Raw genomic sequence first — 25,147 nt, forward strand, 5'->3', positions numbered from 1 at the left:
AAGGCAGTACCTCAAAAATGGCAGGCCGTTCAGTTGTAGTAGGTGTCGGGCATTATTTGCCGGCACGTATTGTTCCAAATTCCGAGTTCGAGAAAACGCTGGACACGACGGATGAGTGGATCAGAACCCGGTCGGGGATCGAACGCCGTCACTTTGCCGCCGATGACGAAACGACGTCGGACCTGGCCACCAAGGCTGCCGAAGCTGCGCTGGCCGATGCGGGCCTGACAGCGGATGATATCGACGCGATCGTCCTGGCGACCTCGACCGCGGACCTGACCTTTCCTTCTGCCGCGACCATGGTTCAGGCCCGGCTGGGCATGACCAAAGGGTTTGCCTTCGACGTACAGGCTGTCTGCGCAGGATTCGTTTTCGCCCTCAGCAACGCAAATGCTTTGATTCTGTCAGGTCAGGCCAAACGCGTGCTGGTCATTGGTGCCGAAACCTTTTCCCGGATTATGGACTGGACCGACCGCTCGACCTGCGTTCTGTTCGGGGATGGTGCTGGCGCATTGGTACTCGAAGCGCAGGACGGCGAAGGCACCGCTGCGGATCGCGGCATACTCGCAACCGATCTGAACTCGGACGGGCGCTACAAGGACCTTCTTTATGTCGATGGGGGGGTTTCGACCCAATCCACCGGGCATCTGCGTATGCAGGGCAATCAGGTCTTCCGACATGCCGTTGAAAAGCTTACCAAAACCGCTGAGACAGCCCTGGGCCGCGCGGGGCTGAGCAACGCTGACGTAGACTGGATTGTTCCTCATCAGGCAAATATTCGCATCATTCAGGGCACGGCCAAAAAGATGGGCCTGCCAATGGAAAACGTAGTTGTGACCGTTCAGGATCACGGCAACACCTCGGCTGCATCCATCCCATTGGCATTGTCGGTTGGTAAACAACGCGGGCAGATCAAACCCGGCGACCTGATCGTGACCGAAGCGATTGGCGGCGGTCTGGCCTGGGGCGCGGTGGTTCTGCGCTGGTAACCGGCGCAATCCAGCTTACACAGCTTCTTGCAATTCATTGATATTGACAGCGAATTTGCCGTACCCGTATGCTTTGACAGCAACAGGGGAAATGACATGGGCGACAATACACTGACTCGAATGGATCTGAGCGAGGCCGTCTTTCGCGAAGTTGGGCTTTCGCGCAACGAAAGTGCGCAGCTGGTCGAAAGCGTTCTGAACCACATGTCCGACGCTCTGGTGCGTGGTGAGCAGGTGAAAATCTCGTCCTTCGGTACGTTCAGTGTTCGCGACAAGACCGCGCGAGTCGGCCGCAACCCCAAAACCGGCGAAGAGGTTCCGATACAGCCCCGCCGTGTACTAACCTTTCGCCCGTCGCATCTTATGAAAGATCGCGTCGCCGTCGGGAATCGCAAGTAACCCCAGGGTCACGCGGATATGAGCAAATCCCGCGACGCGTTTCGCACGATCAGTGAAGTAGCGGATTGGCTTGGTGTCCAGGCCCATGTCTTGCGATTCTGGGAAAGCCGCTTCACTCAGGTCAAACCGGTCAAACGCGCGGGCGGGCGCCGGTATTATCGCCCCAATGACATGCGTCTTCTGGGGGGCATCAAGAAACTGCTTCATGAAGACGGGACCACAATCAAGGGCGTGCAGCGCATCCTGCGCGAGCAAGGCGTCGCACATGTCGCAGCACTGTCTCCGCCTCTGGACGAACCGGGCCCTGCCCTGATTGAACCCGTTCAAGGTACTGTGGTGCCGTTCGAACCCAAACCAGCTGCAGCCACCGAACAAATCCCTATGGATCTGGACGAACCGGCCAAGCAGCCGGTGAATGAAGGTGTGCAGGCCGAAGCACTTCCCGCGGCTGTGTCAGAACAAGAACCAGAGTCTGACCTGAACACAGCGCCCCTGATGGGCGGAATTGCTTCGCTGGCGTGGAAGTGCGCCGACTTTGACGACGAACTTCTGCGCCGGATTGCACCAATTGCAAAAGACCTGCGCCGCTGGCTGGATCGGGTCGAAACACAGGCGACGGGTTAGGAAAAAAGGCAGTGTTTTCCTCTTGCCCCTGCCGGGAAAATCTTTATGAACGGCCCAACGTCGGGCTATGGCGCAGCCTGGTAGCGCGTCCGTCTGGGGGACGGAAGGTCGCAGGTTCGAGTCCTGCTAGCCCGACCAAATCACACCGACGTTTATGGCACAAAGGCCAGATCCCGCTCTGGCACACGAGGGGATCGAGATGACAGGTGTTTGCGCGAACCAGCAAATCGAAGCGATGATCGCGCGCGGAGAGATTGCCGCCAACCCCGATGTTCTGCCAGCGCAAATTCAACCGGCCAGCCTTGATTTGCGTTTAGGAACAGTTGCTTACCGAGTACGTGCCTCGTTTCTCGCGGGCGAAGGACGGACTGTTACGGATCGCTTGGCCGAGTTTGAAATGCACCGCATCGACATCTCGGACGGCGCTGTTCTGGAAAAGGGCTGCGTCTATCTGGTGCCTCTGATGGAATCACTTGCCCTGCCCCGCGATATAACCGCCGTCGCCAATGCCAAAAGCTCGACCGGGCGGCTTGACCTTCTGACCCGTACCATCACCGATGGTGGCACCGAGTTCGATCGCGTGCCCGCAGGCTACAAAGGCCCGCTGTATGCCGAGATCTGTCCACGTTCGTTTTCGGTTCTGGTCCGACCCGGTATGCGTCTGAACCAGATCCGTTTCCGTCAAGGTCAGGCCGTCTTGTCTGACGCGGAACTGACCGCCCTGCACGCCGAATCGCCGTTAGTAGATGGCCCTGCTGTAATTCAGGACGGTCTTGGCTTTTCGGTCGATCTGCAACTGCCCGATACCGATCTGGTCGGCTATCGCGCCAAGCCCCATACCGGGGTAATCGATCTGGACCGAATTGGCGAATACGACCCCCAGGACTATTGGGAGGAAGTGCGCACCAAGGACGGTCGCATCATACTTGACCCCGGTGCATTCTATATCCTTGTCAGCCGCGAGGCGGTCCATATCCCGCCGATGTATGCCGCCGAAATGGCACCTTATCTGGCGATGGTTGGTGAATTCCGAGTGCATTATGCCGGGTTCTTCGATCCCGGCTTTGGCCATGCCGCAGCAGGCGGTGCCGGGTCACGCGGTGTGCTTGAGGTGCGATGCCACGAAGCGCCTTTCGTGCTGGAACACGGACAGGTGGTCGGGCGTCTTGTCTATGAGAAAATGGCTGAGATGCCCACGCAGCTATATGGTGCCGGGATTGCATCGAACTATCAGGGGCAAGGCCTGAAACTGTCCAAGCACTTCAAAGCGGCCGTCTAATCCTCAGAATTTCTTTCAACGGTGCATGTGTCGGATAACCCGCGTTTACTGCCGCAGGTTCCGCGCCTGACCTGTAGTGACCTGTCCGGGTTATTACTCCTCAAACAGTTCCGACTGGTCCTCGTCCACTTCGTCCTCGCGCCCCTCGCCCAGTGGGATAGCCCCCGGTGGAGGCCGGTTTTCCAACAATCCCGCAGCCCTCAATTCCTTGAGACCCGGCAGATCGCGGGCGTTCTCCAGTCCAAAATGATCCAGAAATTCGGACGTTACCACAAATGTCACCGGACGACCCGGTGTCATGCGGCGTCGGCCCAACCTGATCCACTCCATCTCTAGCAATTGATCAATCGTCCCGCGAGAGACTGATACGCCGCGAATTTCCTCAATCTCGGCGCGGGTGCAGGGCTGGTGATAGGCCACGATCGCCAATGTCTCAATCGCGGCGCGGCTGAGTTTGCGAGTCTCAACCGTTTCCTTCTGCATCAGAAAGCCCAGATCAGGGGCCGTACGGATCGCCCATGCCTCACCAACGCGCACCACGCGCACGCCACGCCCTTCGTAACGTCTCTGAAGCAATTCAACGGCTTGCGCGGCGTCGCTTCCATGCGGCATCCGCGCCTCAAGGTCGGCAATCGTCACCGGATCGGCGCTGGCAAACAAAACGGCCTCGACCATACGCTCCTGTTCCGCCAGCGGTGGCGCCTCGAACAGGGTGCCGGTTTCTTCTGGGGCGTCAGTCACGTGTCTGGGTCCTCTTGCGCAATTGGATCGGCGCGAATGTCTCGCTCTGCTTGATCTCCATATGTCCTTCTTTCACCAGTTCCAGCGAGGCCGCAAAGGTCGCAGCCGTCGCCGATCTGCGGCGCACCGGGTCAATATCCCAACCATCGGGCAGATAGGTTTCCATATCGGTCCACGTCCCCGCAAAACCGATCAGCGGGCGCATCCGCTCCAGTGCCTGCTCCATCGTGAACACCGCATCGCGGTCCATCACAAAGGGGCGGAATTCGTCACGGGTGCGGATACGGGCATAACCCTGCATCAGGTCCAGCAGCGTGGCAGAATAAGTCACGGTGCGAATGCGGGTGACGTCCTCGCCCTGCCCGCGTTTGAAAAAATCACGCCCCAGTTGGTCGCGGGCCATCAACCGTGCAGCGACGTCACGCATCGCCTGCAGGCGTTCAAGTTGAAACGCCAGATGCGCGGCCAGCTCTTCACCCGATGGCCCGTCGTCATCGGGGTCTGGCGGTAGCAGTAGACGGGACTTGAGAAAGGCCAGCCACGCCGCCATGACCAGATAATCGGCGGCCAGTTCAATGCGCAGCGCACGCGCCTTTTCAACAAAGGCCAGATATTGCTGCGCCAGCGCAAGAACCGAGATCTTGCGCAGATCCACTTTTTGCGTGCGGGACAGGGTCAGCAGAACATCCAACGGGCCTTCGAAGCCGTCGACATCAACAATCAGCGCTTCGGCCGCAAGACGATCCGCGACCGAGACAGGGTCTTCGCTAAAAAGATTATCGTTCATATACCTGCCCGCCCATTAGGGCAGATAGTTCCGCTTCGGCGGCTTGGATGTCAAGTTCCCGCGGGGGTTTCCGCATCGCCAGCGCCCGTTCTGCGCGGGCTTGTGCCACATCCGACATCTCACCGGCAGTTTCCAACACAGCGGCACGTTCAGAAAAACTGCCATTGCAATGCAGGACCACATCACAGCCCGCCTGCAAAGATTGCCGTGTGAGGTCCGTCAACGCCCCACTGAGCGCTCTCATCGAAATATCGTCGGTCATGATCAGCCCGCCAAAGCCGATATTGTCTCGGATCAGGCCCATCATGGCCGCAGAAATAGTGGCTGGCCGGGGATCGATCTGATCGAAGACCAGATGTGCTGTCATCCCCATCGGCAGGTCATTCAAGGCGCGGAACGGCGCGAAATCGCTGTATTCCAACTCTTCCAGCGGCAAATCAACGTGCGGAAGGTCATGGTGACTGTCCAGAGTGGCACGGCCATGGCCGGGAATGTGCTTGAGAACCGGAAGAACACCCCCATCCAGATGACCCTGTGCCACGGCCCTGCCGATCCTGGAAATCTGCTCAGGATCAAAGGCATAACAGCGGTTTTTCAAAAACGCGTGGGTCTCGGGCCGCGCCACATCGACCATGGGGGCACAGTTGCTGTCGATACCCAGACCAAACAGCTCATCCGCAATCAGGCGGTACCTGAGGTACATGGCGCGTTCCGCTTGATCACCCGCCCTGATCACATGATCCAGCGGCGGCAGCCATTCGCGGGCCAAGGGTGCGCGCAAACGCTGCACGCGCCCACCTTCCTGATCGATGGTAATGGGGCAGTTGCGCCCAACGGCCTCGCGGAAATCATCACACAAGGCCCGCACCTGATCGGCGCTTTCAATATTGCGGGAGAACAGGATAAACCCAAACGGGTTCATCTGGCGAAACAGGTCTCTTTCCTCCTGCGTCAGGCGCAGTCCTTCAGCATCTGTGATCGCTGCTCCGAACTTCACCTCACGGCCACCGGGATACAATCAGCGCCTTGCGCGACCAGAGCAGCGCAGAACTGGCGCGAGTCGCTCAGGTCTTCGAACCCCAGAACACGAAGGCGGTAGAAGGTCCGTCCACCGCTTGAAGTTTTCTGGATAACCCGCTGTTTTCCCGACAAATAATCACCAAATTGACCATTCAAACGGTCCCACTCGGCCTGTGCCACTTGCGTGCTGTCATAAGCTCCAAGCTGCGCCAGCCGGGTTCCCTTGGCCAGTGTATCCGGATCAACATCCACCCCGACCGCGGCTTTCACCGCTGCATTGATGGCGTCTTCGGAAGTCTCACTGGGCGCGACCTGACTGCGGGTGGACCGTGCCGGACGCGTCACAGGGCGCAATGATCGGCGCACGCCCGGCAACTCGGCGAAGCTCGGGTCCGGCAAGGCCGCAGCAAAATCTGCCGGGTCAATGGCGGGTTCTTCATCAGGGGTGGTCAGCGATGCCAGTTGCACACCATCTTCGAACTCTTGCTGCGTTTCTGCCGCCGCACCCGCCAATTCCGCAACCAGCGCATCTACTGCGTTCTGGCGCAAGCGCGCGGCCTCCTGCGTGGTGATCGGTTCTTCGACCACATGCAGCGCAGGGGTCGGCTTCAGTTCTCCGGCGGGCAGATCTTCGTCCGTCAAGGACACCGGGCGCGGCGCAAGGATCAACCGGTCGGCCGGCGCCGCAGCACTGCCTTCGGCGGCGACGGCATTCACGGCAAAGCCCTGATGATCGGCCGGAGTTCCACCCGGATTTTCTGGCTGTACACGCATCGGCCCTTCGGCGGCACGAACAACCGGCACGCCGCTGACATCGCGCATGATCAGTTGATAGCCCCAGACCCCGACACCGGCGACCAGCGCCAAGGATGCAACAGCCCCCAGAAAATTGACCGCCCTGCCCAGACCAAACGAGCCACGCGGCGCGTCATCTTCCTGCATGTCTTCGGGAAAATCATACACATCATCAGAATGCGCTTGATTCGGGTAATGAATCTGCCCGGGGCGTTGATGCCCCGAGTAATCGTAACTCGCCATGTCCGCCTCACTGCCCGTTTCGCGCCTGGAAATAAGGCCCGCGGGTCATTTCTTGCCTACCTCGTACCGGCGGTTCGGGCGATATTCGTTACCGCATCTCCTGCGCCGGAGTAACGCCAAGAATACCCAAGCCCGCTGAAATCACAACAGAAACGGCCCGGGCCAAAGCGATTTTTGACTGGCTTGTGGCAACATCGCCATCCTGGATGAAACGCAGTTGCGTCTCGTCATTGCCCTTGTTCCACAACGCGTGAAAGTCGCCTGCGAGTTCATAGAGATAAAAGGCGACCCTGTGCGGTTCATTGGTTCGGGCCGCAATCTCGACCAGCCGTGGCCATTCTGCCAGCTTCTTCGCAACAACCAGTTCCGAGGCATGATCGTTCTTGCTCAGGTCAGCGCCCTCAAGGGTCGCATCATCAGCCGCAATCCCAGCCTCGGCCGCACGACGCAGCACGCTCATGACACGGGCATGTGCATACTGAACGTAGAACACGGGGTTCTCGCGGCTTTGTTCCAGCACCTTGTCAAAATCGAAATCCAACGGCGCATCGTTCTTGCGAGTCAGCATAACAAACCGCGTCACGTCCGGGCCCACCTGATCGACCACATCGCGCAGAGTGACAAAGTTCCCTGCCCGCTTGGACATCTTGAACGGCTCACCATTCTTCCACAGCTTCACCAGCTGTGTCAGCTTGATATCAAGCGGCACCTTACCGTCGGACAGTGCCGAAACAGCCGCCTTCATCCGTTTGACATAGCCGCCATGGTCGGCGCCAAACACGTCGATCAGTGCGTCAAAACCACGGGTCACCTTGTCATAGTGATAAGCAATATCCGGGGCAAAATAAGTCCAGCTACCATCCGATTTCTTGACAGGGCGGTCGACGTCGTCGCCATGTTCGGTCGATTTGAACAGCGTCTGTTCGCGTGGCTCCCAATCCTCGGGCTTTTTGCCTTTCGGCGGCTCGAGCACGCCTTCGTAAATCAGGCCCTTGTCAGTCAGCGATTGCAATGCGGCCTCAATCCGACCAGTGCCATAGAGAGATTTTTCCGAGAAGAACACATCCATCTCGACGCCCAGCGCTTTCAGGTCAGCGCGGATCAGATCCATCATCGCGTCAGTCGAGAACTCACGCACCTCTTCCAGCCAGTCACTTTCCGGCTTGTCGATCAGGCTGTCGCCGTATTTCTCTTTCAACGCCTCACCGATCGGGATCAGGTAGTCGCCAGGATAAAGACCTTCGGCAATTTCGGGGCTCAGACCATTGGCCTCGCGATAGCGTTCGTAAGCCGAGCGCGCCAGCACATCCACCTGCGCGCCGCCGTCGTTGATGTAATACTCGCGGGTCACGTCATGGCCGGAATAGGCCAGCAAGCTTGCCAGAGCATCCCCGAACACTGCACCCCGTGTATGACCCACGTGCAGCGGTCCGGTTGGGTTGGCCGAAACATATTCCACGTTGACCTTCTGCCCATGGCCCATAGTCGAGCGGCCATAATCGGTGCCCTTCTCCAGCACAGCCGCCAGCACGCCTTGCCAGACCGACGGTGCCAGCCGCAAATTGAGAAAGCCCGGACCCGCCACATCGGCGCTGGTGATCCGATCATCCGCCACCAGCTTCCCTGCCAATGCCTCGGCAATGTCACGCGGTTTCATCCTAGCCGGTTTTGCCAGCACCATCGCCGCGTTGGTCGCCATGTCGCCATGCGCCGCATCACGCGGCGGTTCGACCGCCACGTTGTCAAAATTCAGCCCCTCGGGCAACGCGCCTTCGGACTGCATCTGTGCCAGCGCGTCCAGTACAAGGCCGCGGATCTCGGAAAACAGGTTCATTTCGGATGTCCTTTTGCTTGCCCGGCGGTTTACCACGCATCACGGCAAGGTCAATGGACGCCTATTGTTTGGACATGGTTTGCGCCCAATGTCTGCCAATGGCGCCCAGATATCCTCTGTCTGAAATTTCAAATACCCTGCGCGCTGTCCGTCGTACGGCTTCTGATCATCGCTTCCCGCCCGCGCAAGGTACTAATCAACCCGCAATAAAGGTCGCAAACATGGACCATTACCCGTGTCATTGCGGCCCAGTCAGCCCGTCAGCCGCGCGTGATCCTGCAAAGCGAAACGGTCGGTCATTCCTGCAATATAGTCCGATACGATCCGGGCCAGAGCAGTCTCGTCCGCCGCAGCTTCAATATCCTCGTGCCAGCGTGCGGGCATCTGTTTCGGATCGTTCAGGTAGATCGGGAACAGGTCTTCGACAACCGTTGCAACCTCGGCCCGCACCTTCATGACGCTGGGCGCGCGATACATCCGGGTGAACAGGAACGCCCTGATTTGTTTCAGATCCGCCCAAGTCCCGACCGAGAATTGGATGACAGGATGCCCAAGATGGCGAATCTCTTCGACCGACTGCGCGCCCGAGGCCGCGATCAAGTCGCGCGACGTTGTGATGACGTCCGCCACCATGACCCCAAAAACCCTCCGCAGTGCTTCATGACGCCGCCGATACGGATCAAGACCGGGGTATTTCGCATCCACATCTGCGTAACACGCCCCCACGATCGGAAGGTGGCGCAGATCATCATCTTCAAACAACCCCGCACGCAACCCATCCAGAAGGTCGTGATTGTTGTAAGCAATGTCATCAGACAAGGCCGCCACCTGCGCCTCGGCACTTGCATGGGTATGAAGTTCAAGGTCAAAGCCCTGGTTGCATTCAGCCAGGGCCCAGGGCAGATCGCCAACAACCGGACCGTTATGCTTGGCGATACCCTCCAGGCACTCCCAGGTCAGGTTGCATCCGTCAAACCCGGCATAATGCCGCTCCAGCTTGGTTACGATCCGAATGGCCTGCGCGTTGTGATCAAACCCCCCGTAAGGTGCCATCAGCGCGTGGAGGGCGTCCTCACCCGTATGACCAAAGGGCGTATGACCCAGGTCGTGCGCCAGCGCTACAGCTTCGGTGAGTTCAGCATTCAGGCCCAACGCCCCTGAAATTGTTCGCGCGACCTGAGCAACTTCGATGGAATGGGTCAGCCGTGTTCGATAACTGTCACCTTCATGCTCGACAAAGACTTGCGTCTTGTGCTTGAGCCGCCGAAACGCACTGGCGTGAATGATCCGGTCGCGATCACGCTGAAAGCTTGACCGGAAGCTGCTCTCTTCCTCTGGCACCAGCCGCCCCCTTGCGCGGTCTGGGTCCGAAGCAAAACCCGCTCTGTCCAAAGGCCTTGTCCTTGTCGCCTGTCTTTTGGTTTCATATATTGTAGGACGCTTGGGAAATAAACCTTTGGAGACCGGCATGAATCTGCCCCCATCAGTCACCGAACGCGCCTACGACCGCCTTGCCGAAATCGGTGCCGCGGAACAGGGGCAAGCCCTGCGTGTCGCAGTGGAGGGCGGTGGATGTTCCGGTTTTCAATATGAAATCGCTCTGGACACGCCAAAGGCCGATGATCTCATCCTTGAAGGCAAGGGGCAGAAAGTCATCGTCGACCCGATCTCTCTGCCCTTTCTTGAAAACGCGGTGATAGATTTCACTCAGGAGCTTATTGGTGCGCGGTTTGTGATCGACAACCCCAACGCCACCTCTTCCTGTGGCTGCGGCACGTCGTTTTCGATGTAACCGGTGGGGGCTTTGCCCCCACACCCCCAGGATATTTTCAGCCAGATGAAGCAGGGATCCGCTCTCTGACCAAAACGACCAGAGAGCTTCACCTGGCGCGGTCATCGGCGTCCCCGCCTGTACCGCCCCTTCAAGTATCGAAAAATGGTTAAGGATCCGTTTCTTCATCTGGCTAAAAATATCCCGGAGCGCGAGGCAGAGCCTCGCTAATCCGATCTCCGACTTGCCGCTGGGCCCGTTCTGAGCGATAGGTTGCCACAAGGTTTCGGAGGATCGCGCATGAAAATCGCCACGTACAACATCAATGGCATCAAGGCGCGAACCGAGGCGCTGCCCCGCTGGCTGGACGATGCCCAACCCGACGTTGTTCTTCTTCAGGAAATCAAATCCGTCGACGAAAACTTCCCCCGCGAGATGTTTGAAGATCGCGGGTACAACGTGGAAACACACGGTCAAAAAAGCTTCAATGGTGTTGCGATCCTGTCGAGGCTTCCGCTGGAGGATGTATCACGCGGCCTTCCCGGTGATGACAATGATGAACAGGCGCGGTGGATCGAGGCGACCGTCGTGGGCAAAAAGGCCTTGCGCCTCTGTGGGCTGTATCTGCCCAACGGGAATCCGGCACCCGGACCGAAATACGATTACAAGCTGGCCTGGATGGAACGGCTTTATGAACGCGCAAAGGGTTTGATGGAATCAGAAGAGCTGGCGCTAATGGCGGGCGATTATAACATCATCCCACAGGCCGAGGATGCCAAACGCCCCGATGCCTGGCGGGAAGACGCGTTGTTCCGCCCGGAAAGCCGGGCCGCCTTTCGAAAAATCCTGAACCTTGGCTTTACCGAGGCCTTCCGCGCGACAACGCAGGGTCCCGACCACTATTCCTTCTGGGATTATCAGGCTGGCGCGTGGAACCGGAATGACGGAATTCGGATTGATCATTTCCTGTTGACGCCACAAGCGGCCGACCTCATGCAGGATTGCCAGATTGATGCGGCTGTTCGGGGGCACGAAAAGCCATCCGATCACGTTCCCGTCTGGATTGACCTGGATCTTTGAGGCCCTAGGCAACCGTGACGTCGTGACTGTAGATCCATTCATAGCGTTGGGACAACCGGGCACCAACGACTCTCAGCACACATTGCGCAGCCAATCGGGCTGGGCCGCGCAGATGAAAGTTCCGCGCATTTGATCCGGCCGCCGCGACAACGCGCTGCGCCCTTGGTTTGCGGGTCGTTTCATAGGTTGCCAACGCGCTGGTGATACCCGATCGTTCGTCAAACGCGCGCGTCAGCACCCAGGCGTCCTCGAGCGCCAGACATGCACCCTGTGCCATAAATGGCAATGTTGGATGGGCCGCGTCCCCTAGCAGAACCAACCGACCATTCTGCCAGTTTTGGGCGACAGGCCGAAGAAACAATGCCCACAGATGCACATCCGTGACTTTCGACAGAATGTCGCGCGCGGGGCCACCGAAATCGGCAAATCGCTTACGCAACTCGTCAGGATCGCCCGTCTGACGCCATCCTTCTTCCCGCCAGTCCGAACGCTCCTCGACCGCGACAATGTTCATCAGGCTTTCGTCACGCAACGGATAGGTTACCACATGCCGCCCAGGCCCCATGGTCAGGGACGCCGAAACCGGGTCACGACCGGGCTGCCAGGGGATGGTGGCGCGCCACGCTACCTGATGCGTGAACTCCGGCGCCTCTGCCCCGTTCAGAGCCGGGCGGAGCACGCTGCGGCCGCCATCGGCCGCAATGGCGCATTCTGCGCGAATTCGCTCGCCTGACGCCAAGACCACCTCTGCCTCGTTGGGGTGCTTTTGCACATGCGAAACTTTGGCACCCAACCGGAGATCCACGCCTGCGTCACAGGCCGCATCATGAAGAAGGTTCAGAAGGTCGGCACGGTGGTAGTAGTAGGTCGGACCAGCTGCGGGGCCTGGCAGCCGACTGACCACGCGCCCATTTCGGTAATCGCGCAAGACAGTTCCATGGGATTTCTGCCCGACAGAAAGACCTGTGACGCCAAGTGCATGAAGAACGCGCATCCCGTTCTCGCTGATCTGCAAACCAGCACCGACTTCGGTCAGGGCCGGGGCTTGCTCCAGAAGCGTGACATGCGCCCCACGGTGTTGCAGCGCCAGTGCCGAGGCCAGGCCGCCGATTCCACCGCCGATTACACAGAATTTCAATCCGTCTATCTTCATGACACCCACATAACGCAAAAACGCCGGAGCCACAGGCCCCGGCGTTTGGATTTCTTACACATACCCGGCGATTAATCGTCGCGGTGGACCTTTTCGCGACGCTCGTGGCGCTCTTGCGCTTCAAGTGTCATGGTTGCAATCGGTCGTGCGTCCAGACGTTTCAGCGAGATCGGATCGCCCGTCATTTCGCAATACCCGTATTCGCCATCATCAATCCGGCGCAGGGCCGAGTCGATCTTGGCGACCAGCTTTCGCTGACGATCACGGGTCCGCAGCTCCAGCGCACGGTCTGTTTCTTCGCTGGCGCGGTCCGCGACGTCCGGAATGTTACGGGTGTTGTCTTGTAGCCCTTCGATGGTGTCGCGGCTACCAGCCAGTAACTCTGTCTTCCAATCCAGCAGCTTGCGGCGAAAATACTCAAGCTGACGATCATTCATGAAAGGCTCATCTTCGGCCGGACGGTAATCTTCCGGCAGAAAAACTTCCTGCTTCATATTTGCTCCCTCGGTATGGCCAGTAACGTCGTTCGAGGCTGTTTCAGCTGACATTTGGCTCTCCCTTCTGCGCAGCGTTTAGCCGACGGGCGGTGGAATGTCACTACACAAACGTTGCGCAACAGTGCACCCCCGCGGATTTGTCTAACTATGAGACAAACATCAACAAAACCTTGTATTTCTATGAAATTTGACAGGCTTTTTTGGGGCGAGAGGCACGGCGCCCGGGATTGGTCTATTTCGGAATCAAGCAAAAGGGCTTGGAGTTGCAGCACAATTCCCGCCGGGCGACGCAGGGACGCGGGTTGTAAAAAACCTTGCCGCTCTGTAACCCGGAAACCACAACCTGCCCGTCCAACACAATATACGCACGAGAGGCCCATGACCGCACGTTTCCAAGGTACAGCCGAATATGTCGCCACCGACGATCTGACCATTGCCGTGAACGCCGCTGTCACGCTGGAACGCCCCCTGCTGGTGAAGGGCGAACCCGGTACCGGCAAGACCGAGCTGGCTAGGCAGGTGGCCGGTGCGCTAGGGCTGAGAATGATCGAGTGGAATGTGAAATCCACCACCCGCGCGCAGCAGGGTCTTTATGAATATGATGCCGTCAGCCGCCTGCGTGACAGCCAATTGGGCGAAGAGCGCGTCCATGACGTGTCGAACTATATCCGCAAGGGCAAGCTGTGGCAGGCCTTTGACGCCGACGAAAAGGTTGTTCTGCTGATCGACGAAATCGACAAAGCGGATATCGAGTTCCCCAATGACCTGTTGCAGGAACTCGATAAGATGGAGTTCCATGTCTATGAAACGGGCGAGACGGTCCGGGCCAAGCACCGCCCTATCGTCATCATAACTTCGAACAACGAAAAAGAGCTGCCCGACGCCTTCCTGCGCCGCTGTTTCTTCCACTATATCCGCTTTCCGGATGAGGCGACGATGCGCCGGATCGTCGATGTGCATCACCCCGGCATCAAGGACGCACTTCTGACCGCCGCGCTGACGCAATTCTATGAAATCCGCGAGACGCAAGGGCTCAAGAAAAAACCCTCGACCTCAGAGGTGCTGGACTGGCTGAAGCTGTTGCTGGCCGAAGACCTGACGGCGGAAGACCTCAGGCGTGACGGGGCCAGCGCGCTGCCGAAGCTGCATGGCGCTTTGCTGAAAAATGAACAGGATGTGCATCTGTTCGAACGTCTTGCATTCATGGCACGTGGCAAACGCTAGCCTGCGTGTGAACAATCTGTGATCACGGCTTGCCATTGGGTATCTCGGGTGTCAGCATCGAGATACCTGACGCAACCGCGTTGCAAAGCAGCAGTATTGGGGTCATCACTTGGCGAACGCTCTGACAATCCGGACCCTGCGGGCCGAGGACAAAGATCAGTGGGCCGAAATGTGGCGGGATTATCTGGCGTTTTATGAAACCACCCTGCCTGAAAACGTGTATGAAACGACCTTTTCCAGATTGGTGGGCGACGACCCGCAGGATTTTTCCTGTTTTGTCGCGGAACAGGATGGTGTTTTGGTCGGACTGACGCACTACCTGTTCCATCGCCACGCCTGGAAAGTGGAAAAGGTCTGTTATCTGCAAGACCTGTTCGCCCGACCTGAAACCCGAGGAACGGGCGTCGGTCGCGCCTTGATTCAGGCGGTTTATGAAGAGGCGGATCGCCAGGGCGCCCCATCCGTTTACTGGCTGACGCAAGAGTTCAACACCACGGCACGCCACCTTTATGATCGCATCGGCACCCTGACACCGTTCATCAAGTACGCCCGCCCATGATGCGTTTGGGCGCCCTTTTTCTGGCGCTGGTTATCGCTGGCTGCACGTCTGTCGAGACAATCGAACTCGGGAACGATGTCCCATATGTCGAAGTGGCGTTGCCGCCGGCCAAGTCTTTTGCGGCACCCCTCCCTTCGCCACCGGCACGGTCCAATACGAACATCGCGTCGGATTTCCTGTCCCTGCATTTCGAACTGGAAAGCGGGGCCGCACTGCCCGTGTTCACGCGGTTCGAAACGCCGATCACCGTTCGCCTGACCGGATCGCCGACACAAAGTATGCAGCAGGATTTGACCCGCCTGCTGAACCGCCTGAAGCGCGAGGCGGGTATCAACATCCGACAAATCAACGACGGGCAGGCCAATATCACGATCGAAGCGGTCAGCCAGAAGGACATTCTGCAAATTCTGCCAAACGCGGCCTGTTTCGTGGTGCCAAACGCGTCCAGCCTGACCGAGTATCAGCGCGACCGCCGCAAACCCAAAAGCAGTTGGGTTGAGCTGCGCCAGCGCGAAAGATTGGGGATTTTCATCCCCTACGATGTCAGCCCGCAGGAAATGCGCGATTGTCTGCACGAAGAACTGGCACAGTCCCTTGGTCCTCTGAACGACCTCTATCATCTGCCGGATTCGGTGTTCAACGACGACAATATTCATACGGTCTTGACCGGGTTCGACATGCTGATCCTGCGCGCGGCTTATGCGCCCGAACTGCACACCGCCATGACCCGCGATCAGGTCGCTGCCGTCATCCCCGGAATTCTCAGCCGTCTGAATCCACGCGGCGACCGACTAGCTGCGCAACCCCCCACAAATACCCCCCGAGAGTGGATCAACGCGATCCAGAAATCACTGGGACCGGGGCCGGGTTCCCCCCGACAGATGCGCGCCGCACAAAAGGCAGCCCGCATCGGGCAGCAACTGGGATGGACGGATCACCGCCGCGCCTATCCCCACTACCTGATGGGCCGGATGGAGCAGTTTCGTGACCCGGCAGAAGCCCAGCGGCAGTTCAAGATCGCGCAACAATTTCTTCGCGCGACGCCCGGAACCGAGGTTCATCAGGCTTATGTCTTAACCCAGACCGCAGCCTTTGCGCTTGCGCAGGATCGCGGGCCCGAGGTCCTGCCCGAACTGGATCAGGCCATCGACGTGATGACCCGCGCGGAAAACGCTTCGCTTCTGGCAACCTTGCTGCTGCTGAAGTCCGAGGCCTTGAAACAGGCCGGTCAATTGCAGCAGGCACGTGCCGTCAGGCTGGACAGCCTTGGATGGGCGCGATACGGGTTCGGTTCGGATTTGGTGGCTCAATCTCTGGTTCAAAACAGTGGCCGACGCCCCGCTGACAGCACGAAAGACGGATGAAACGCATATGTTGCTAGTACTGGGAATGGCGATACTGGGTGCAATCCTGGGCGCTTTGACCGCAAAAAAACGCAATGGAAACGGCGCCGACATGGCGCAGTATGCCGCCGGATATGGGATCGCTTTTGCGCTTGTGGGGCTGGTGATCTCGCTGGTTCTGCTTCGCATGGTGGCGTGACGCGATGTTCCTGCCCTTTTTCGAAAACCTCCGCAAAGCGGGCATCCCGGTATCGCTCCGGGAGTATCTGACTTTTCTGGAAGGCATGAAAGAGGGTCTGGTCACCTATGATGTCGAAGCATTCTATTACCTTGCCCGGGTGTCGATGGTGAAGGACGAGCGCAATATCGACAAATTCGACCGCGCCTTTGCCGCCAGTTTTGAGGGATTGGGCGAGATCAGTTTCGATCAGGTGTTGGAAGCTGTCGATATCCCAGCCGATTGGCTCGCCAAGATGGCCGAGAAACACCTGTCGGACGAGGAGAAGGCAGAGATCGAAGCGCTCGGCGGTTTCGACAAGCTGATGGAAACGTTGCGCGAGCGCCTCAAGGAACAACAAGGCCGTCACCAGGGCGGTAACAAATGGATTGGTACCGCAGGAACCTCTCCGTTCGGGGCTTATGGGTACAACCCTGAAGGCGTCCGTATCGGACAGAAAGAAAGCCGCCACCAGCGTGCGGTCAAGGTCTGGGACAAGCGGGAATTCAGGAACCTCGACGACACGGTTGAACTGGGCACCCGCAACATCAAGGTCGCCTTGAAACGCCTGCGCCGCTGGGCGCGGGAGGGAGCAGCTGAAGAGCTGGATCTGGACGGCACCATCCGTGCCACGGCCGAGCATGGCTATCTGGATGTCAAAACCCGGCCCGAGCGCCACAACGCGGTGAAGGTACTGTTGTTTCTGGACGTCGGCGGCTCGATGGACCCTCATATCAAAGTGGTTGAAGAGTTGTTTTCCGCTGCAAGAACCGAGTTCAAGCATCTGGAATATTACTACTTTCACAATTGCCTGTATGAAGGGGTCTGGCGCGACAATCGCCGCCGCTGGAACCAACAGACCCCGACCCACGAAGTGCTGCGCACCTATGGATCCGACTACAAGTGCATCTTTGTCGGCGACGCCTCGATGAGCCCCTATGAAATCGCCTATCCCGGCGGTGCCAATGAACATTGGAACCAGGAAGCCGGGCAAGTCTGGCTGCAACGCGCGCGCGAACAGTGGGCGTCAAACCTGTGGATCAACCCGGTGCCCGAGAAATACTGGGAATATACCCATTCCATCAGCATGATCCGCGACATCTTTGAAGATCGCATGGTGCCCATGACGCTGGCTGGTCTGGAACAGGGAATGCGCGAGCTGACGCGCTGACACACCCCATCAGATACTCCTGCTGATTAATACCTTGACCTCAAGCAGGGTTGAGCTTTCACAGTAACCCGGTTGCCGTTTGAAAACCTGAGGAGCTTACTGTGCATCTGCTGACAATCCTGGATCACCCAAAGCCGAACTCCTTTACGGCCGCCGCTGTCGCGAAACTCTGCGAAGGCGCAAAGGCGGCTGGCCATACTACCGAGATTGCGGATTTGCATGCAGAAGGGTTCGATCCACGCTGGTCAATGGCGGACATAGAAGGCGAAGCAGGCACTGGCGCACCGCAAGACATACTTGCGGAACAAACACGGATTGCGCGCGCCGATGCAATCTGCCTGGCCTTTCCGTTGTTCTGGTGGGGAATGCCTTCGATGATGAAAGGCTGGGTCGACCGCGTGTGGATGTGGGGCTGGGCCTACGATCAGTTGGACGATCCGGAAAAGTCCCTCCAGAGGTCCCGAACTGGGTTATTGTTGGTGCCAGCCGGTGCGCGTTCTGACGAAATGGAAGCCAAAGGATATACCGACGCGCTTGAGACACTCTGGACGAATGGCACGTTTGGGTATTTCGGGTTTTCACCCCGGAAACTCGAGCTGTTGCATGGTGCGACCGGGTCAGCCCTGCGTCGACAGGCGCTTTTGGAACGTTGCTATGAAATTGGACTTACGCTTCCGCAACCTGAAAGCGATCCATGAACACGGTTACATCGACAGCCTCACTTCGAAATGAAACAGAACAGAGAAAAGCTGTTATTTTCCATTTGCTCTTGGGGTGTTGAAAACCCATATCTAACCCATGCTTCGCCTGACCCCTATCCTACTGGCCATTGCCTATGGAATTGTGATGTACCGGATTTCCGTCTGGCGCACCCATCGGGAACTGGACGCAAAGTCGACCGAGCTTGTTGACCCGGCCCTCAAGCGCATGACCGACCGGCTGGCTGCCGCGCTCGAGATCGAGCGGGTTCCGGTTTATATCTACGAGATCGACCCGGTGAACGGGCTGGCCGCGCCGGACGGGCGGATATTCATCACGCGGGGATTTTACCTCAAGTTCCGCAACGGCGAGGTTTCGGCTGAGGAAATGGCCAGTGTAATCGCGCATGAGTTGGGCCATGTGGCGCTGGGTCACGCGCGGCGGCGGATGATCGATTTTTCAGGGCAGAATGCGATGCGCACGGCGCTGATCATGGTTCTGAACAGGTTCATCCCCTTTGTCGGGGCGATGATTGCCAATGCGTTGACCGCACTGATCGCCTCGCGCCTGTCGCGGCAGGACGAGTATGAGGCGGATGAATACGCAGCCGCTTTGCTGACAAAAGCCGGTATCGGAATCGGCCCGCAGAAATCACTGTTTCACAAGCTGGAAGAGTTGACACAGCAGCGCGCCGGGGTGGTCCCGGCCTGGCTGATGAGCCATCCCAAGACAGATGAACGTGTTGCGGCGCTGGAAAAGCTTGAACAGCGTTGGGCACAGCAGTGAAGCCTGTGCTGCGAGAGGCCAGCCTCTCGCGCTCTCCGGGATATTTTGGGCCAGATGAAGCTGGATCCCACTCAGGTGGCGAGTGCCTTGCCCAATCGCGGAAGCCGGGCTTTTTTCATGAGCGCGCGAAGGGTCCATTTTTCGGCTGAGAGGCGATTGGCTTCGGCAAGGACCTGAGTGGCAAGTGTGCTCATGCCTTCTGGATTGGATTGCCAAAAGCCGTACAGCAGGCTGTCGGGGTCTTGCCGGTCAAGCCCTTCATCAGTCAGGATATTTCTGGGAAAATCCTTGGCATTAACCGTGACAATCAGATCAGCGGAAGCAGCTATTGCTGTAGCCAGCACGTGGATATCTGCGGCGTCCGGCAGCCACAGACGGTTTTGAAGACCCTCATTCGTTGGACGTTCAGCATCCGGCCAGGCCGCTTGCACCAACGCGATCTCGGCGCGCGCCTGCGCCTCACCCGTCGGGCCCAGCTTACGGGCGGCGCGGGCCCATTCTTCGAGGATGCGGGCGGACCAGAGCGGGGTGAAATGCCCCAATCGCGCAGCACCCAACAGCATCTCGCGCATGACCGTGGGATAGAGGACGCAAGTGTCGAGAACAGCCTTCATAGGCGGTAGAACACCGCTTTGAGGTAGCCGCTTTCCGCCAGTTGCGGCAGTTGCGGGTGATCCGGCCCGGCAAATCCGGTGTGGATGAGTTGCGCCTGTCGACCCGCCCGGCCGATCCCGCGGGAGGAGGCATCGCGGAACCGCCCCAGATCGGCGGCATGAGAACACGAGCACAGCCCCAGATAGCCGCCGGGTTTGACCAGAGGTGCGGCAAGCCGTGCGATACGCTCATAAGCGCGCAACCCCGCGTCCAGCGCTTGTTTTGAGGGGGCAAAGGCAGGTGGATCACAGATGACCACGTCAAACGCCGCACCCTCGTCCCCCAATTGGGTCAACACATCGAACGCGTCGCCCTGTCGGGTCTGGAACCTGTCGGCAAGGCCCGAAGCCTCGGCACCTTTGGCGGCCAGTTCCAGCGCGGCAGCAGACCCATCGACGGACAGGGCTTGTCCGGCTCCTGCGGCCAGCATCGCCAGGCCAAAGCCGCCAACATGGCTGAACACGTCAAGCACCTGCGCTCCGGGATGTACCAGCCGTGCGGCAAAGGCATGGTTGGGGCGTTGATCGTAAAACAGGCCGGTTTTCTGACCTCCGGTCAGGTCGGCCATATACGTGGCACCATTCATCGGCACAGGCAGGGGTGCGTCGGGTGCGGTGCCGTGCAAAGTCAGGTTCTCATCGTCCAGCCCTTCCAGCCCGCGCGTACGGCCCGAGGCGTTTTTCAGCACCGTCGTCACGCCTGCGACCTTGATCAGCGCGTCGGTGAGCGTATCCAGATGCATCTCTGCCCAGGCCGCGTTGGGCTGGATGACACAGCTATCGCCAAACCTGTCGATGATCACACCGGGAAAGCCATCGGCCTCGGCATGGACCAGACGGTAGAAAGGCGCATCAAACAAGCGTTCACGCAGTGCAAGGGCGCGGCTAAGGCGGGTTTCGAACCAAGTATTGTCCAATTGTGCGGTGGTATCACGATCCAGCACCCTGCACATGATTTTTGAGTCAGGGTTGACCGCCACCAGCGCAAGCGCCGCGCGGTTGTCATCCTCGAGAATCGCCAGTGCGCCCGCGGGGATCTTGCGCGTACGGCGGTCGGTGACAATGTCATTTGCATAGACCCAGGGGAAGCCATGGCGCAGCCCGCGCGCGTTGGCTTTGGGTTTCAGGCGGATACGGGGGCGGTCGGCAGTTTGGGTCATGGCGCCCTCTTAGTCGCGAATGTGCCGATGGAAAAGCCCTAGCGGTTCCGAGAGCGCCAGCCGCCACGCCGTTTCGGGGTTTGGGCCGCCTGAAGGCCCTCGGACAGAACCTGAGTCATGGGATGATCCGGGCTGTGCAGCGCGTATGCCGCGTGCAACTCGGTCAGCGCCGTGTTCTGGTCACGCTCTTCGGGCAGGCTGAGCGCCCAGTCCAGAAATATGCTGCGGCATTCCGGCAAGGTGATGCCTTCGATGCGATAGGCTTCCTGGATCAGACCTTTGTGGTCATTGGGATCAGTGCTGCGTGCCATTTTCGCCCTCTTGGATCACGCTGCCGATCAGGTCGGCCGCGGTTGTGTAACTCTTCTGTAATGCCCGTTGCAGTGCATCGACCTGTTTAAACCCGGTGGCGCGGCACAGGAAATCCACACCTCCTTCACCGATCTGTTCCGCCTCGATGACCTTGCCCGAAAGAAGCCGGGCCGCACATTGCACCGACCAGCATAGGCTGTAGCAGTCTTTCAGGGATTGCGCCTGCGCGACATCCAGCAATCCGGTAGCGACGGCACCATCGAGGCCTGAGGACACATCGCGTGCCGTAGTCCCTGCCAGCAAGGCACCGGTTTCGGCCATCAGTTCGATATCCATCAGGCGGCCGGGCCCGTTTTTAGCATCCCAGATCCCGGCGGGTGCCTTGGCCGCGGCCAGACGCGTTCGCATCTCGGCGACTTCGCGCAAAACCTTGTCCCGCTCGCGTGGGCGCGACAGAAACCCGGCGCGGAACGCTTCGATATCATTTGCCAAACCGGCATCACCCGCAACGACATGAGCACGGGTCAGGGCCAGATGTTCCCATACCCAGGCCTCATTCTGCTGATAATTGGTAAAGCTGGCCCAACTGGTGGCGACCGGCCCCTGATTGCCGGACGGGCGCAGGCGCATGTCGACCTCATACAGCCGCCCCTGTGACATCGGTGCCGAAAGTGCCGTGATCAGCGCCTGCGTGAACCGCGCATAATAGGTGCGCGTGGCCAGAGGACGCGGACCATCGGACATGTCCTGATCCTGCGGGTCATAGATCACAATCATGTCCAGATCGGATTGCGAATTGATCCGTCCTGCGCCCAGCGACCCCATGCCCAACACCGCCGCTCCGCGCCCCGGGGCGGGCCCGTGTTTGCGGGCGAAATTCTCGGCAACATAGGGCAGGATGGCGGCAATCACCGATTGTGCAAGTTCTGCATATTGCCGACCTGCCTGTGCCCCGTCGATCAGACCCCGCAAGTGGTGGACACCGACCCGGAAATGCCATTCCTTGCACCAGCGCCGTGCAAGGTCGAGCCGGGTTTCATAGTCAGGCTCTTCCGCCAGCGCACGGGCCAGTTCGATTTGCAATGCCTTCTGCCCCGGCCAATCGGCAAAGAAACTGCCGCCGATCACCGCGTCGAAAACCGAGGCATTGCGCGACAGATGCGAAGCCAGAGCATGAGATGTGCCAACGATATCGACCAGCAGGTCGATCAGTTGCGGATTGGCCTCGAACAAGGAAAACAGCTGAACCCCGGCGGGAAGGCCAGACAGAAACCCATCCAGCGCCATCAACGCCTCATCCGGTTTGGCGGTCTTAGCAAGACGCGACAGCAACTCGGGCCGCAACCGTTCGAATATCCGCGACCCGCGCTGGGACCTTAAGGCGGGATATGTCGTCCACCGGGCCAGAATACTCTGGTCAAACTCCACATCCTGCACCGCCACAGGTGCAGGACCGGGTCCAGGCGCAAAAAAACCTTCAGTCAGTTCGTGCACTTCGGTCAGGCGGTTTTTCAGGTCCTGTTTCAGTTCATCGCCGCCGATCCCCATCAGACAGGCGATACGTTCGATGCCTTCCGGTGATTTCGGCACCTTATGCGTCTGTGCATCATGAACCATCTGAATGCGGTGTTCGACTTCGCGATGTGCCCGGTAATGATCGGTCAATTTATCCGCGACATCCTGCGGCACCCAGCCTTTTGACGCCAACGCCGCCAACCCCGGAACCGTTCCGCGCACCCGTAAATCCGGATCGCGACCACCTGCGATCAGCTGACGGGTCTGGGTGAAGAACTCGATCTCGCGAATACCGCCCTGCCCCAGCTTCATGTCGTGGCCGGGAATCGACAAGGCCCCGCCCGTACCTTTGTTTTCGCGAATCCGAAGACGCATATCATGCGCGTCCTGAATGGCGGCAAAATCCAGATGGCGACGCCAGACAAAGGGGCGCAATGTATCCAGAAACCGCTGCCCCGCAGCCAAGTCTCCGGCACAGGGACGGGCCTTGATATACGCCGCGCGCTCCCACGTGCGGCCGAGGCTTTCGTAGTACCGTTCAGCGGCCTCCATCGCCATGCAGACCGGTGTTACGGCAGGATCTGGCCTCAGCCTCAGATCGGTACGGAAAACATAGCCATCGGCAGTCTTGTCGCTGAGCGTCGCGCAGAAGTTCCGCGTTGCCCGCACCATGCCCTGCCGGGCCTCGTAGAAGTCATCGGGATCGAACCGCGTCTCATCAAACAGCACAATCAAATCGATATCCGAGCTGTAGTTCAGCTCATGCGCGCCCATCTTGCCCATGGCCAGAATGACCATCCCGGCGGCAGTTTCGATATCGTCCTCGGTCATACCCGGCAGTTTGTTGCGCCGGATCAACGTCGCAATCTCGGCCTTGGCCGCAGTATCCGCGGCCAGTGCACCGAAATCGGTCAGCGCCGCGGTGACTTTCTCAAGCGGCCAGGCACCTGAAATGTCGGCAAGCGCGGTCAACAGCGCCACACGCCGCTTGGCCTGCCGCAAGCCGGATTTCAGCTGATCCGGCGGCAGCTCACGCGCATCCGCCATGACTTCAGACAGCGCCTGATCCGGGCGCAATAAGGCATCAGGCAGCCATTCCCTTTCACGCTCGATCAGGCCTTTCAGATATGGGCTGGACCCGGCTGTTCCCGCCACCAGCTCTCCCATCTCCTGCGACAGATCAGGTATCAGAGCGCGGGTTTCATCGCCCAAAGACGGATCAAACGCACGCGGAAGGCGGGTAATGGCAAGAGCGTCAGTCATGCACGCACCCTGCGCATTGCGGCTCGTAATCGTCAATGGGGCATTCTGATCAGGTTACCTGAACCGGCGTATCCTGACTGAAGCTGTTGATCCAAACGTCGTTTCTTCTTTCCCACAAAGATGAAATCAGCATTGCCTCGCGCCGATCTGCGCCCGGGCGCAGGTAATCGGCACGGTAGGACAACAAGACGATATCCGGGGTCAGAATGCGTAACCGGGCATCACTCAGATCAAACTCGGCCATCGTTGGCGCATCTGCAAATTGCCCGACGTGATCGTCCCGATTGGCAAAACCCGTGGGATAAACGCCCAGAAAATCCGCGCTCAGCAAGGCGCGGTCGGCGCTTGCATTACCTTCAACCAGCGCCACCCAGACCTGTGTTTCCAGTTCAAGTATGTCCTTTAGTGCAGGGGCAGCTTTGTTGTCCGTCATATCCATACTCCGACCCTGCGAGCCAGTTCCTGAAACGTCAACCGGATTGCATAATGTAAATCTTTTTCACATTACCCCTTGCGCCCGTCCAAACGGCACCCCATCTATGCAATGTGAATAGAGTTTACATCAAACCTGGAGAGCTCAAATGACCGCATTGTCCGACCCCGCCGTCCCCGCGAATCCGGGATGGCTTTATCGAACCGAAGCCTGGCTGGATGACAAAGGCAAAGGGGCCTGGATCGCCGCCATGGTTCTTGGTTTCATCTTCTTCTGGCCCGTTGGCCTTGCCCTGCTGGCCTATATGATCTGGAGCAAACGCATGTTCAGCAAATCCTGCAACCGCCGCAAATCCTGGCAAAGCCACATGAGTGCGATGAAGCCCTCGGGCAACAGCGCCTTTGACGCCTACAAAGCAGATACCCTGGCCCGACTGGAACGTGAACAACAGGATTTCGAAGCTTTCCTGCGTCGTCTGCGTGACGCCAAGGACAAGGCCGAATTCGACCAATTCATGGATGAACGCGCCCGCGAGAACCATGACGAAGACGGCAAGGGCGAGCCCGCCTGATTGACCTTGCCCTGCCCCGGTGTTTCGGG

Annotated in this window: 27 protein-coding genes and 1 tRNA gene; 15 read left to right on the forward strand and 13 right to left on the reverse strand. The window is 58.8% G+C overall.

Annotation, left to right across the window (positions count from 1 at the left end; translation table 11 throughout):
* Positions 1 to 17: 17 nt before the first annotated feature.
* The 5 genes from ACR0ES_RS03060 (at position 18) to ACR0ES_RS03080 (ending at position 3,291) form a co-directional block, all read left to right on the forward strand.
* The gene (locus ACR0ES_RS03060) at positions 18 to 989 is read left to right on the forward strand and encodes a beta-ketoacyl-ACP synthase III (protein WP_480772817.1); all 972 of its coding nucleotides are present in this window, start codon (positions 18 to 20) and stop codon (positions 987 to 989) included.
* Between the two features lie 96 nt (positions 990 to 1,085).
* Positions 1,086 to 1,388, forward strand: a complete 303-nt coding sequence (gene ihfA / locus ACR0ES_RS03065) for an integration host factor subunit alpha (protein ID WP_209503673.1) — start codon at positions 1,086 to 1,088, stop codon at positions 1,386 to 1,388.
* A gap of 18 nt (positions 1,389 to 1,406) precedes the next feature.
* The gene (locus ACR0ES_RS03070) at positions 1,407 to 2,012 is read left to right on the forward strand and encodes a MerR family transcriptional regulator (RefSeq protein WP_480538040.1); all 606 of its coding nucleotides are present in this window, start codon (positions 1,407 to 1,409) and stop codon (positions 2,010 to 2,012) included.
* A gap of 61 nt (positions 2,013 to 2,073) precedes the next feature.
* Positions 2,074 to 2,150 (forward strand) — tRNA-Pro (locus ACR0ES_RS03075).
* A 61-nt stretch (positions 2,151 to 2,211) separates the two neighbouring features.
* Positions 2,212 to 3,291 carry a 2'-deoxycytidine 5'-triphosphate deaminase gene (locus ACR0ES_RS03080; RefSeq protein WP_480869452.1) on the forward strand — a complete coding sequence of 360 codons (1,080 nt, stop codon included), beginning with the start codon at positions 2,212 to 2,214 and terminating at the stop codon, positions 3,289 to 3,291.
* A 93-nt stretch (positions 3,292 to 3,384) separates the two neighbouring features.
* On the opposite strand, the gene scpB is transcribed toward ACR0ES_RS03080, so the two are convergent.
* The 6 genes from scpB to ACR0ES_RS03110 all read right to left on the reverse strand — a co-directional run bounded on the left by scpB (position 3,385) and on the right by ACR0ES_RS03110 (position 10,103).
* Positions 3,385 to 4,032, reverse strand: coding sequence for an SMC-Scp complex subunit ScpB (gene scpB, locus ACR0ES_RS03085; RefSeq protein ID WP_267363960.1), 648 nt, complete (start codon positions 4,030 to 4,032; stop codon positions 3,385 to 3,387).
* Positions 4,025 to 4,819 (reverse strand): segregation and condensation protein A, encoded by a 795-nt coding sequence (locus ACR0ES_RS03090; protein ID WP_480480526.1) that lies wholly within the window; start codon positions 4,817 to 4,819, stop codon positions 4,025 to 4,027. Before ACR0ES_RS03090 ends, scpB begins: the two co-directional genes overlap by 8 nt.
* Positions 4,809 to 5,816 carry a beta-N-acetylhexosaminidase gene (nagZ, locus tag ACR0ES_RS03095; protein ID WP_480830647.1) on the reverse strand — a complete coding sequence of 336 codons (1,008 nt, stop codon included), beginning with the start codon at positions 5,814 to 5,816 and terminating at the stop codon, positions 4,809 to 4,811. The genes ACR0ES_RS03090 and nagZ overlap by 11 nt, the downstream gene beginning before the upstream one ends.
* Positions 5,813 to 6,877: an SPOR domain-containing protein gene (locus ACR0ES_RS03100; RefSeq protein WP_480772821.1), complete on the reverse strand. Its 1,065-nt coding sequence runs from the start codon at positions 6,875 to 6,877 to the stop codon at positions 5,813 to 5,815. Before ACR0ES_RS03100 ends, nagZ begins: the two co-directional genes overlap by 4 nt.
* An 88-nt stretch (positions 6,878 to 6,965) precedes the next feature.
* A complete protein-coding gene (gene argS, locus ACR0ES_RS03105) occupies positions 6,966 to 8,711 on the reverse strand; it encodes an arginine--tRNA ligase (protein WP_480772822.1) in 1,746 nt (581 codons plus the stop codon).
* A 252-nt stretch (positions 8,712 to 8,963) separates the two neighbouring features.
* Complete coding sequence (locus tag ACR0ES_RS03110) at positions 8,964 to 10,103, reverse strand: deoxyguanosinetriphosphate triphosphohydrolase (protein ID WP_480480518.1); 1,140 nt, start codon at positions 10,101 to 10,103, stop codon at positions 8,964 to 8,966.
* Positions 10,104 to 10,179: 76 nt separating this feature from the next.
* Between ACR0ES_RS03110 and ACR0ES_RS03115 the strand changes: the two genes are divergently transcribed.
* Both ACR0ES_RS03115 and xth read left to right on the forward strand, forming a co-directional pair.
* Positions 10,180 to 10,503, forward strand: a complete 324-nt coding sequence (locus ACR0ES_RS03115) for a HesB/IscA family protein (protein WP_480538054.1) — start codon at positions 10,180 to 10,182, stop codon at positions 10,501 to 10,503.
* A gap of 279 nt (positions 10,504 to 10,782) precedes the next feature.
* The gene (xth, locus tag ACR0ES_RS03120) at positions 10,783 to 11,562 is read left to right on the forward strand and encodes an exodeoxyribonuclease III (protein ID WP_480538056.1); all 780 of its coding nucleotides are present in this window, start codon (positions 10,783 to 10,785) and stop codon (positions 11,560 to 11,562) included.
* Positions 11,563 to 11,566: 4 nt separating this feature from the next.
* Here the strand turns inward: xth and ACR0ES_RS03125 are convergent, their stop codons facing one another.
* Both ACR0ES_RS03125 and dksA read right to left on the reverse strand, forming a co-directional pair.
* Positions 11,567 to 12,715 (reverse strand): FAD-dependent monooxygenase, encoded by a 1,149-nt coding sequence (locus ACR0ES_RS03125; protein ID WP_480772825.1) that lies wholly within the window; start codon positions 12,713 to 12,715, stop codon positions 11,567 to 11,569.
* A 71-nt stretch (positions 12,716 to 12,786) separates the two neighbouring features.
* Positions 12,787 to 13,209, reverse strand: a complete 423-nt coding sequence (gene dksA, locus ACR0ES_RS03130) for an RNA polymerase-binding protein DksA (protein ID WP_209504868.1) — start codon at positions 13,207 to 13,209, stop codon at positions 12,787 to 12,789.
* A 381-nt stretch (positions 13,210 to 13,590) separates the two neighbouring features.
* Between dksA and ACR0ES_RS03135 the strand changes: the two genes are divergently transcribed.
* The 7 genes from ACR0ES_RS03135 to ACR0ES_RS03165 all read left to right on the forward strand — a co-directional run bounded on the left by ACR0ES_RS03135 (position 13,591) and on the right by ACR0ES_RS03165 (position 19,211).
* Positions 13,591 to 14,436 carry an AAA family ATPase gene (locus tag ACR0ES_RS03135; protein WP_480504831.1) on the forward strand — a complete coding sequence of 282 codons (846 nt, stop codon included), beginning with the start codon at positions 13,591 to 13,593 and terminating at the stop codon, positions 14,434 to 14,436.
* 109 nt (positions 14,437 to 14,545) lie between these two features.
* Positions 14,546 to 14,995: an N-acetyltransferase family protein gene (locus ACR0ES_RS03140; protein ID WP_480480508.1), complete on the forward strand. Its 450-nt coding sequence runs from the start codon at positions 14,546 to 14,548 to the stop codon at positions 14,993 to 14,995.
* Positions 14,992 to 16,359, forward strand: coding sequence for a DUF2927 domain-containing protein (locus ACR0ES_RS03145; protein ID WP_480869455.1), 1,368 nt, complete (start codon positions 14,992 to 14,994; stop codon positions 16,357 to 16,359). Before ACR0ES_RS03140 ends, ACR0ES_RS03145 begins: the two co-directional genes overlap by 4 nt.
* A gap of 7 nt (positions 16,360 to 16,366) precedes the next feature.
* Positions 16,367 to 16,537, forward strand: a complete 171-nt coding sequence (locus ACR0ES_RS03150) for a hypothetical protein (RefSeq protein WP_209503658.1) — start codon at positions 16,367 to 16,369, stop codon at positions 16,535 to 16,537.
* 4 nt (positions 16,538 to 16,541) lie between these two features.
* Positions 16,542 to 17,726 carry a vWA domain-containing protein gene (locus tag ACR0ES_RS03155; RefSeq protein ID WP_480869457.1) on the forward strand — a complete coding sequence of 395 codons (1,185 nt, stop codon included), beginning with the start codon at positions 16,542 to 16,544 and terminating at the stop codon, positions 17,724 to 17,726.
* Between the two features lie 101 nt (positions 17,727 to 17,827).
* Entirely contained in the window at positions 17,828 to 18,424 is a 597-nt protein-coding gene (locus tag ACR0ES_RS03160; protein ID WP_480485358.1) for an NAD(P)H-dependent oxidoreductase, read from the forward strand.
* A gap of 100 nt (positions 18,425 to 18,524) precedes the next feature.
* The gene (locus ACR0ES_RS03165) at positions 18,525 to 19,211 is read left to right on the forward strand and encodes a M48 family metallopeptidase (RefSeq protein ID WP_480869460.1); all 687 of its coding nucleotides are present in this window, start codon (positions 18,525 to 18,527) and stop codon (positions 19,209 to 19,211) included.
* 71 nt (positions 19,212 to 19,282) lie between these two features.
* Here ACR0ES_RS03165 and ACR0ES_RS03170 read toward each other — a convergent pair whose 3' ends face one another.
* The 5 genes from ACR0ES_RS03170 to ACR0ES_RS03190 are packed head-to-tail and all read right to left on the reverse strand — an operon-like array spanning position 19,283 to position 24,547.
* Positions 19,283 to 19,825 (reverse strand): RSP_2648 family PIN domain-containing protein, encoded by a 543-nt coding sequence (locus ACR0ES_RS03170; protein WP_480480498.1) that lies wholly within the window; start codon positions 19,823 to 19,825, stop codon positions 19,283 to 19,285.
* Entirely contained in the window at positions 19,822 to 21,024 is a 1,203-nt protein-coding gene (locus tag ACR0ES_RS03175; RefSeq protein WP_480869463.1) for an RSP_2647 family RNA methyltransferase, read from the reverse strand. Before ACR0ES_RS03175 ends, ACR0ES_RS03170 begins: the two co-directional genes overlap by 4 nt.
* A gap of 38 nt (positions 21,025 to 21,062) precedes the next feature.
* Positions 21,063 to 21,335, reverse strand: a complete 273-nt coding sequence (locus ACR0ES_RS03180) for a hypothetical protein (protein WP_480504821.1) — start codon at positions 21,333 to 21,335, stop codon at positions 21,063 to 21,065.
* Positions 21,319 to 24,114 carry a [protein-PII] uridylyltransferase family protein gene (locus ACR0ES_RS03185; RefSeq protein ID WP_480869465.1) on the reverse strand — a complete coding sequence of 932 codons (2,796 nt, stop codon included), beginning with the start codon at positions 24,112 to 24,114 and terminating at the stop codon, positions 21,319 to 21,321. Before ACR0ES_RS03185 ends, ACR0ES_RS03180 begins: the two co-directional genes overlap by 17 nt.
* A gap of 49 nt (positions 24,115 to 24,163) precedes the next feature.
* Positions 24,164 to 24,547, reverse strand: coding sequence for a DUF4440 domain-containing protein (locus ACR0ES_RS03190; protein ID WP_480538074.1), 384 nt, complete (start codon positions 24,545 to 24,547; stop codon positions 24,164 to 24,166).
* Between the two features lie 148 nt (positions 24,548 to 24,695).
* On the opposite strand from ACR0ES_RS03190, the gene ACR0ES_RS03195 reads away from it, so the two are divergent.
* Positions 24,696 to 25,118, forward strand: a complete 423-nt coding sequence (locus ACR0ES_RS03195; protein WP_209596676.1) for a DUF2852 domain-containing protein — start codon at positions 24,696 to 24,698, stop codon at positions 25,116 to 25,118.
* Positions 25,119 to 25,147: the final 29 nt, after the last annotated feature.

The organism is Ruegeria sp. N7, from assembly GCF_056531345.1.